The organism is Ralstonia sp. UBA689 (assembly GCF_002298975.1).
Taxonomy (GTDB): Bacteria; Pseudomonadota; Gammaproteobacteria; order Burkholderiales; family Burkholderiaceae; genus Ralstonia.
The window spans coordinates 60,463-68,686 of the sequence record NZ_DBMV01000034.1 but is presented as its reverse complement, the minus strand read 5'-3'; the positions used below and the strand labels follow the sequence as shown (position 1 = coordinate 68,686).

10 protein-coding genes are annotated in these 8,224 nt (G+C 65.7%); 4 read left to right on the top strand and 6 right to left on the bottom strand.

The genetic code is table 11. The features are described 5' to 3' along the window. Positions 1-46: 46 nt before the first annotated feature. From B4F51_RS16320 to B4F51_RS16310, 3 genes are read right to left on the bottom strand one after another with little or no spacing between them, the layout of a single operon-like run. Positions 47-466: a DUF2486 domain-containing protein gene (locus B4F51_RS16320; protein ID WP_296227205.1), complete on the bottom strand. Its 420-nt coding sequence runs from the start codon at positions 464-466 to the stop codon at positions 47-49. After that, positions 463-900 carry a DNA polymerase III subunit chi gene (locus B4F51_RS16315; RefSeq protein WP_296227204.1) on the bottom strand — a complete coding sequence of 146 codons (438 nt, stop codon included), beginning with the start codon at positions 898-900 and terminating at the stop codon, positions 463-465. Before B4F51_RS16315 ends, B4F51_RS16320 begins: the two co-directional genes overlap by 4 nt. A 22-nt stretch (positions 901-922) precedes the next feature. After that, positions 923-2,440, bottom strand: a complete 1,518-nt coding sequence (locus B4F51_RS16310) for a leucyl aminopeptidase (RefSeq protein ID WP_296227202.1) — start codon at positions 2,438-2,440, stop codon at positions 923-925. 113 nt (positions 2,441-2,553) lie between these two features. On the opposite strand from B4F51_RS16310, the gene lptF reads away from it, so the two are divergent. The 3 genes from lptF to B4F51_RS16295 are packed head-to-tail and all read left to right on the top strand — an operon-like array spanning position 2,554 to position 5,257. Beyond that, a complete protein-coding gene (lptF, locus tag B4F51_RS16305) occupies positions 2,554-3,684 on the top strand; it encodes an LPS export ABC transporter permease LptF (RefSeq protein ID WP_296227200.1) in 1,131 nt (376 codons plus the stop codon). Then, positions 3,684-4,877 (top strand): LPS export ABC transporter permease LptG, encoded by a 1,194-nt coding sequence (gene lptG, locus B4F51_RS16300; RefSeq protein WP_296227210.1) that lies wholly within the window; start codon positions 3,684-3,686, stop codon positions 4,875-4,877. Before lptF ends, lptG begins: the two co-directional genes overlap by 1 nt. Next, a complete protein-coding gene (locus B4F51_RS16295) occupies positions 4,877-5,257 on the top strand; it encodes a sirohydrochlorin chelatase (RefSeq protein WP_296227197.1) in 381 nt (126 codons plus the stop codon). The genes lptG and B4F51_RS16295 overlap by 1 nt, the downstream gene beginning before the upstream one ends. Here the strand turns inward: B4F51_RS16295 and B4F51_RS16290 are convergent, their stop codons facing one another. The 3 genes from B4F51_RS16290 to B4F51_RS16280 form a co-directional block, all read right to left on the bottom strand. Continuing rightward, positions 5,258-5,479, bottom strand: coding sequence for a hypothetical protein (locus tag B4F51_RS16290; RefSeq protein ID WP_296227195.1), 222 nt, complete (start codon positions 5,477-5,479; stop codon positions 5,258-5,260). A 110-nt stretch (positions 5,480-5,589) separates the two neighbouring features. Then, on the bottom strand, positions 5,590-6,027 hold the full coding sequence (locus B4F51_RS16285; protein WP_296227193.1) for a 5-carboxymethyl-2-hydroxymuconate Delta-isomerase: 438 nt from the start codon (positions 6,025-6,027) through the stop codon (positions 5,590-5,592). A 145-nt stretch (positions 6,028-6,172) separates the two neighbouring features. Beyond that, positions 6,173-7,069, bottom strand: a complete 897-nt coding sequence (locus tag B4F51_RS16280; protein WP_296227191.1) for a LysR family transcriptional regulator — start codon at positions 7,067-7,069, stop codon at positions 6,173-6,175. A 123-nt stretch (positions 7,070-7,192) separates the two neighbouring features. Between B4F51_RS16280 and B4F51_RS16275 the strand changes: the two genes are divergently transcribed. Next, entirely contained in the window at positions 7,193-8,209 is a 1,017-nt protein-coding gene (locus tag B4F51_RS16275; RefSeq protein WP_296227189.1) for a zinc-dependent alcohol dehydrogenase family protein, read from the top strand. Positions 8,210-8,224: the final 15 nt, after the last annotated feature.

The window sequence follows — 8,224 nt, the reverse complement described above, 5'->3', positions numbered from 1 at the left end:
TTAACTGAACGGCATTACGCCATCTGGCGGGTTTTCTTTTGAGTGATCAGCGCTGCGGCGGCTTGCGCTGGGTGACTAGCGCATCGTCCAACGCGGCGCCCAGCCAATCCATGAGCCGAGCTTCAAGCGTACGTGTCAGATCGACGGCCAGTTGCTCGGTCAACAGCGACAGACGCGATTCCAGAGCCGCACGGCACTGCGCTTCAATGAGTGCCGGCCATTCGGACTGGAACCGCCACATCACCTCGCCCATCACGCGCGCCGCGTCGGTGCCGGCAGGTGGTATCGCCGAGGTGGGTGCAAGGCCCTGTTCACGCAAGGCAGGCGGCACGGCAGCCGCCGGTGCCTGAGACGGCGCGGCAGCCGGCGCCGCCACGGGCGCAGCGTCATCCAGCTCGACGATCTCCGTCAGGACGGGGATGTTGTTGTCCGCAGGAGATCCGGAGTTGCGGCCGTCGGCAGTCATGCGCGCCCCACGTCGTGATGTTGGATCGGATAGCCGCGGTCGCGGTAGAAACGGAAGCGCTCGCGTGCGGCCGCGCGATCGGCGTCGTCATCGCCAACGATCTCGATCAGTCGGGCAAAGCGCGCAAACAGCGGCGGCGGCTCGAACGACAGATTGACCAGGATGTCGTGATGCGGCGCATCGTCCAGCGGCTCGGATACGTCGGCCAGCAGGATCGGCGTCTGCGCGGCGAGCGGGTGCCGCAGGCCGCAGTGCGGCAGGAAATCGAGCTGGCTGAAGGTCCACAACTGCGTGTCAAACGCCTCCAGCGCGGCGCGATCCCCCACCACGATCACCTTGTGGCCCCCGTCGTTACCCATATAGGCCTTGCGCACGAGCCGGCAGGCGTAGGCCAGCTTGCCAGGCACGTTGCTGTGGAAATCGACGCGGGTCATACGGTGTAGTGCATCCGATGCATCAAACGCGGTCCATCAGGAAGCGCGTCAGCAGCGGCACAGGTCGGCCGGTCGCGCCCTTGGCCGCGCCGCTCTTCCAGGCGGTGCCGGCAATGTCCAAGTGCGCCCAGTCGTACTTTTCGGTAAAGCGCGCCAGGAAGCAGGCTGCCGTCACGCTGCCGGCCGGGCGGCCACCGATGTTGCCCATGTCGGCAAAGTTGGACTTGAGCTGCTCCTGGTACTCCTCGTCCAGCGGCATGCGCCAGGCGGTGTCGAGCGATTGCTTGCCCGCCGCCACCAGCGCATCGGCCAGCGCATCGCTGCGGGCATACATGCCGGTGTTGATGTGACCGAGCGCGATGATGCAGGCGCCGGTGAGCGTTGCCACGTCGATCACCACGGCGGGCTTGAAACGCTCCACGTAGGTGAGCGCATCGCACAGGATCAGGCGGCCTTCGGCGTCGGTGTTCAGGATCTCGATGGTCTGGCCCGACATGCTGGTGACCACATCGCCCGGCTTGGTGGCGATGCCGCTGGGCATGTTCTCGCAGGTCGGCACCACGGCGATGACGTTCTGCTTGAGGCCCATCTCGGCCACGGCCCGCAGCGTGCCCAGCACCGAGGCGGCGCCACACATGTCGTACTTCATCTCGTCCATGCCCTCGCCCGGCTTGAGCGAGATGCCACCCGTGTCGAACGTGATGCCCTTGCCAACCAGCACCACCGGCGCCTGCTTGGCCGTGCCGCCCTCATAGCGCAGCACGATGAACTGCGGCGGCTCTTCGCTGCCCTTGGTCACGGCCAGGAAGGCGCCCATCTTCAGGGCCTCGATCTGCTTGCGGCCGAGCACTTCGACCTTGAGCTTGAATTCCTTGGCGATCTGGCGCGCGGTGTTGGCCAGGTACGTCGGCGTGCAGATGTTGGACGGCAGGTTGCCCAGATCACGCGTGAGGTCCATGCCGTTGGCGATGGCGCTGCCGCGCGCGGCGGCCACGGCTGCGACCTTGGCGTCCGCTGCGGGCACGGTCAGCACGACCTTGCGCAGGCCGTTGCCGGCCCCATTGGTCTTCTCGCGCTTGCTCTTGAGTTCGGGATGGCGCTCGATGAAGCGGTAGCTGGCTTCGCGGATGAGCGTGACGGCGGTCAGCACGGCCCAGGTGGTGTCCTTGTCGCGAGCGGCGTGTTCGGTGAGTGTCCAGGTGATATTCGCTGCCTTGGTGCCGGTCAGCACGCGCAATGCGGTGCGCACGGCTTCAGCGTAGGCGCGGTCGGTAAAGTCCGCTTCCTTGCCCAGGCCCACCAACAGCACGCGGGCGGCGCCCACGCCGGCCACTTCGTGCAGCAGCAGCGAGGTGCCCCGCTTGCCTTCAAAGTCGCCCAGCTTGATCAGACGGCCGACCAGGCCTTTGGTGGCCAAGTCCAGCGCCTTGGCGGCGCCGGCCAGGGTCTGCGACTCGAACAGACCGATCACGAGGCAATCACTCTTGGCGGCCAGGGCGCCAGCTTTGGCCCAGTCGAGGGCTTTTGTGCTAAATTCCATCGCGCTTCTCTCTATGAGGCGAGTCAACGAAAGCCCACATTATCCGCGATTTTGCACAGGGGCTCCGATGGCATGACCATCGACCTGACCTCGCCGTCCCACCCCGCACCCGCATGATTTTCGAACAAGCCCTGCGACGCGAGCTGTCCTTTACCGCCGGCGCCGTCTTCCTCGTGCTGCTGACGTTCATGCTGACCACGCTGGTGATCCGCATTCTCGGCATGGCCGCCAACGGCGAGGCCAACCCGAACGACGTCCTGCTCCTCATCGGCCTGGCTGCGCTGGGCTACCTTGCGATTCTCTTGTGCGCCACCCTCTTCATCTCAGTGCTGCTGGTGCTCACGCGCTGGTACAAGGATTCCGAGATGGTGGTGTGGTTCACCTCGGGCATCAGCCTGACGGATTTCATCCGCCCGGTGCTTCGTTTCTCGCTGCCGTTCATCGTGCTGGTGGCGCTGCTGGCCCTCTTCGGCTGGCCGTGGGCCAACCAGCAGAGTGCGCTGTTCCGAGACCGCTTCGAGCAGCGCGACGTGCTGTCGATGATCTCCGCCGGCCGCTTCATCGAGCCGGCGCACGGCAACTACGTGCTCTTCATCGAAGGCGTCGACTCGGGCATGAAGCACGCCCGCAACCTGTTCGTCGCCAATGCCGAGCAGGACAAGATCGGCGTGGCGCTGGCCAAGACCGGCGAGTTCAAGACGATGCCCAACGGCGACCGCTTCATCGTGCTCGACAAGGGCCGCCGCTACGAAGGTACGCCCGGCAAGCTCGACTACCGCATTGTCGAGTTCGACAAGTACGGCGTGAAGGTTGCCAACAAGCCGCCGCAGGCTGACGCCAACCTGCCCACCAAGAGTCGCTCCACGAAGGATCTGCTCGCCAACCCGACGCCCGAGAACCTGGGCGAACTGGTCTGGCGGATCGGCCTGCCGCTGCTGGCGCTGAACTTCGTGCTGATCGCCATTCCGCTGGCCTACGTCAACCCGCGGCTGGGCCGCTACACGCCGATGATCTTCGCGGTGCTGATCTACCTGACCTACTCCAACCTGCTGAACCTGTCGCAGGCGTGGGTGGCGCAGGGCAGGATGAACGCGATGCTGGCCTGGTGGCCGATCCACCTGGCGGCATTCGTCTGCGCAGTGCTGCTGCTCCGCTTCCGCCACTACAGCGCGGCAGGCCTGAAGGGCATCTTCGCCCTGCTCGGGATTGCGCCCAAAGCGGCGCCGAACAAGGCGGGCGCATGATGAAGATGCCGGTCTTTGAGAAGTACTTCGCGCGCCAGATCTACGGCGTGTTTGTCTTCATCCTGTTTGCGGTGCTGGCGCTGTTCATCTTCTTCGACATGCTGGGCGAACTGGGCTCGGTGGTCGGGCGCTACACCACGCTCGTCGCGTTCTTCCACGTGATGTTGCAGGCGCCCACGCGCGTGTACGAGGTGATTCCGGTCGCGGCGCTCATCAGTGCCATCTACGTGTTCTCGCAGATGGCGAGCCAGTCGGAATTCACGATCTTCCGCGTGGCGGGGCTCGATACGCGGCGCGCACTGCTGTCACTGTTCAAGATCGCGCTGCCGCTGGCGCTGATGACTTACATCTTTGGCGAGTTCATCGGTCCGAAGGCGGAACAGTATGCGCAGAAGGTGCGTCTCGAAGCGCTGGGCGCAACGGTGTCGGCCGGCTTCCGCACGGGCGTATGGGTCAAGGACCGCGGCTCGGCCAAGGCGGACGGCAGCGGCGGCGAGGTGACGCGCTTCATCAATGTGGGCGCGCTGCAGCCGGACCAGTCCATCCAGGGCCTGCGCATCTATGAATTTGATGCAGACTACCGGTTGAATTCGATCCGCGTGGCGCAGCAAGCACGCTATCAGGGACACCAGAACTGGCAGCTCAGCAACGTGACGGAGACGCGCTTCATCGAGTTCCCGCGCAAGCCCGGCACCGCCACACCGCAGGACACGGTACAGGCCGTGCCCGGCGCGCCCGACGCGCTGGCACCGGACTTCCGCGGCGAGCAGATCCAACTGCCGCAACAGGAGATGCACTCCGAACTCACGCCGCAGATCCTGTCGGTGCTGATGGTCACGCCCGACCGCATGGCTACGCTTGACCTGTTCCAGTACATCCGCCACCTGCGCGACAACAAGCAGGACACACAGCGCTACGAAATCGCACTGTGGAAAAAGGTGGTCTATCCGTTCACGGTGCTGGTGATGATGGCGCTGGCCCTGCCCTTTGCCTATCTGCATGCGCGCGCCGGGGCGGTGGGCCTGAAGGTATTCGGCGGCATCATGCTGGGCCTGTCGTTCCAGCTCGTGAACAACCTGTTCTCGCACGTCGGGCTGCTCAACACCTGGCCGGCCATCTTCACGGCCATTGTGCCGGGTGCGCTGTATCTGGCGCTGGCACTCGTATCGCTGCGGTGGGTGGAGCGTCACTGATGGCCGCGCGCGCGCTCGTGCTGTTTGCGCATGGCGCACGCGATGCCCGCTGGCGCGAGCCCTTCGATCGTCTGCGCGAGCGCCTGGCTGCACAGCAACCGGACGTCGACGTCCGCCTCGCCTTTCTTGAATTGATGGCACCCGACCTGCCGGCCGCGATCGACGATCTGGCCGCTGCCGGCGCGCAGAGCGTCACCATCGTGCCGGTATTCTTTGGCCAGGGCGGTCATCTGCGCCGCGACCTGCCGGCACTCGTAGCGCAATGCGCGCAAGCCCACTCGGCGCTCTCTCTCCGTTGCGCTGAGGCCGTAGGCGAAGACGACGCCGTGCTCGACGCAATTGCCGGCTATTGCTCGCGTCAGCTCGTCACCGGCGGCTGATCAGCACCCCGCAGTGGCGCACTGGACGCGGTCGAGTTCAGTTGCGCGCATCAGGACGATGGCGACGGAAACGGCGTTGTCAACTGCCATTCCGGCCCGAACACCAAGCCGCCTGACATCCCAGGCGCCGCATGCGGCAAGCGTGGTCAGCGCGGCGGCGCCAAGCACCTGCACAGCAGCACGCCCGACAGGCAAACGGATCAACGAAGCGGCAGCAATCATGGCATGGGCCGGGTATCCCGCACTCGGGCGGATGCGGCCCGGATACTCCCATGCCGGTTGTGTCGGCTCAAGCGCTCATGCGCGCCGCCGATACGATTGGTTGCAGCGTCTCACAGAGTTTTCGCAACGTCTCGCGCCCCCTGCCAGCCACTCTCGGCTTCAACCTGCACAAAGCGTGCGTGCACGTTGTTCTCGACGTGAAACCCATGCGTGCTGAACTCCACCAGCTCCAAGGTCAGGCCGAGGTAGCGGCGCGTGAATACGTCGGCCAGGTGCGTGCGCATGGCCGCGAACATCTCTGCGCAGATGGGCCCGGTGACCGTATTGGGTCGGCCCGCCTTGATGCGGAACGTCGCGTGGATGAAGGCGTCATCCTCGGCACCGTCAGCCATGCGGTACTGGTCCAGGCGTAGCGCGCGCGTACGGAGGCCACCGGTGGGAAAGACATCCGCATGGCCGATCAGCACGGCATTGAGCACGCGCATCAGCTCCGGGATGCGCGCGTCGGCTTCAACATTGGCGGTGTATTCGATGATGACGTGCGGCATCGCAGGCGTCCGGAAAGAGAAGTTAAGAGGCCGTTGCAAAATGAAGCGAAGCGGTTCTGACGGTTCAACGCCAATGCAGACAGTACAAGTCGTACGGCAAGGAAGGTTGGGCCGTCAGAAGCATTTGGCAGCGGTCTCTAGGTGATTAACGCGCCGCTGCTGCCTCGGTGGACAGCGCCGATTCGAGCGCATCCACCACCCGCGCCAGGCGGCCGAGCGACGGTGCGCGCTGCACGCAGACATCCCATTCAGCCGGCGCCGACGCGAGCTTGTGCACCGACAGCGAACCCTCAGCAATCTGCTGCCCGATCAGCCGCACAGGCGCAAACCCGAGCCCGAAACTTTCCGCCACCAGCGCGTGCTGCAGCGGCACCGATTGCACTTCCGCCGCTACGTTGGGCGCCAGCCGATCCGCCTCGAAGCGGCCCAGGAGCCAGGCGCGCATCTCGCAACCGGCGGGGTTCAGCACCCAGGCCTCGTCCGTAACCTGCGCCATCGACAACGTGGCCGGCAGCTTGCGCGCGGGCGCGGCAATCAGGCTGACGGGCTCGGTGCCGATCACGCGGACGCCCGCATCGGTATGGTTGCCGCGCGCGTTGGACGGCGTCAGCCACAGCGCGGCATCCAGCTCGGCACGTTTCAAACGCTCGCGCAACACGCCGCCCCATTCGCAGCTCAGCCGGAACGATACGGCCGGAAAGCGCTCCCGCAACCCCGACAGCACGCGCGCAAACCGCGCATCGCCCACCGCGTGGCTCACGCCCACGCGCAGCGCGCCTTCCGGCTCGCCGCTCGCACGCACGCTGCCGCGCAGTGCCTCGAACTCGCCGACGATGGTGCGGCAGCGTGCCAGCACCGCTTCGCCCTCGGCTGTCAGGCGGAACGGCTTGACGCGCCGATCGAAGAGCACCGTGTCGAGCGCGCGCTCCAGCCGCTGGATCTGCTTGGTGACAGCCGGCTGCGTCAGCGGCAAGTGCTCGGCCACTCGGGCAATCGAGCCGGTCTGCGCCAGCAGCACGAAGGTACGCATTTCCTCAAGCACGACGACATTCCCAATCGTTATGTTTTATTTGAACAAATTGAATTGGATTCATCTTAGGTGACGCGCCACAGTATCGCCAGACGCGCTGTTGCGTTGCTTTTCCTTACGGAGAACAAGGACACCATGAAAGCCCTGGCACTGACCGACGGTTACGGCATCGACGCCCTGCGCCCCATCGAGCGCGACACGCCCGCGCCCGCCCCTGACGAAATCATCGTGCGCACGCACGCCGCTTCGCTCAACTACCGCGATCTGGAGATCGTCTCCGGCACGTTCTTTACGCGCTTTCCGTTGCCGCTGATCCCACTGTCGGATGGCGTGGGCGAAGTCGTGGCCATCGGCGAGAACGTGACGCGCGTAAGCGTTGGCGACCGTGTGGCCGGCACCTTCTGGCAACGCTGGGACGGTGGCGACTTCCGCAACGCCGACACGCGCCGCATGCTGGGCGGCCCGATCGACGGCTGGCTGGCCGATACCATCCGCTTGGATGCGGGTGGCGCGGTGGTTGTGCCACCGCACCTGAGCGACACCGAAGCCGCCACCCTGCCCTGCGCGGGCCTGACCGCGTGGCATTGCCTGATTGAAGCGGGCAACATGCAACCCGGCGAGACCGTGCTCGTGCAAGGCACGGGCGGTGTATCGATGTTCGCGGTGCAGTTCGCATTGATGGCCGGGGCGCGGCCCATCGTGCTGTCGAGCAGCGACGCCAAGCTGGAGCGCGTCCGGGGGCTGGGTGTGCCCGAGTCGGACACGATCAACTACCGCGCGACGCCCGAATGGCACGAAGCGGTGCTCGCGCGCACGGACGGCCGCGGCGTCGATCACGTCATCGAAGTGGGTGGCGGGGGCACGCTGCAGCGCTCGCTGAAAGCGTTGCGGGTGGGCGGGCAGATCCACTTAGTCGGCTATCTGGCCGGGCACGGCGGCGGCGTGAATCCGCTGGAGATCTTCGCGCGCAAGGCGATCCTCCGGCCGGCGTCGGTCGGCTCGCGTGCTTCGTTTGAGGCAATGAACCGGGCGATTGCGCTGCACGGTCTGCACCCGATCGTCGATCAGGTGCTGCCGTGGCAGGACGCGCCAGAGGCGTTCCGGGCCATGCAGGCCGGACAGGTGTTCGGAAAGGTTGCGCTGGCGTTCTGAACCATGCCCTGAGGC

Coding starts and splice junctions, on each gene's coding strand:
- B4F51_RS16320 (WP_296227205.1), bottom strand. CDS start 466: ATGACTGCCGACGGCCGCAACTCCGGATCTCCTGCGGACAACAACATC.
- B4F51_RS16315 (WP_296227204.1), bottom strand. CDS start 900: ATGACCCGCGTCGATTTCCACAGCAACGTGCCTGGCAAGCTGGCCTAC.
- B4F51_RS16310 (WP_296227202.1), bottom strand. CDS start 2,440: ATGGAATTTAGCACAAAAGCCCTCGACTGGGCCAAAGCTGGCGCCCTG.
- lptF (WP_296227200.1), top strand. CDS start 2,554: ATGATTTTCGAACAAGCCCTGCGACGCGAGCTGTCCTTTACCGCCGGC.
- lptG (WP_296227210.1), top strand. CDS start 3,684: ATGAAGATGCCGGTCTTTGAGAAGTACTTCGCGCGCCAGATCTACGGC.
- B4F51_RS16295 (WP_296227197.1), top strand. CDS start 4,877: ATGGCCGCGCGCGCGCTCGTGCTGTTTGCGCATGGCGCACGCGATGCC.
- B4F51_RS16290 (WP_296227195.1), bottom strand. CDS start 5,479: ATGATTGCTGCCGCTTCGTTGATCCGTTTGCCTGTCGGGCGTGCTGCT.
- B4F51_RS16285 (WP_296227193.1), bottom strand. CDS start 6,027: ATGCCGCACGTCATCATCGAATACACCGCCAATGTTGAAGCCGACGCG.
- B4F51_RS16275 (WP_296227189.1), top strand. CDS start 7,193: ATGAAAGCCCTGGCACTGACCGACGGTTACGGCATCGACGCCCTGCGC.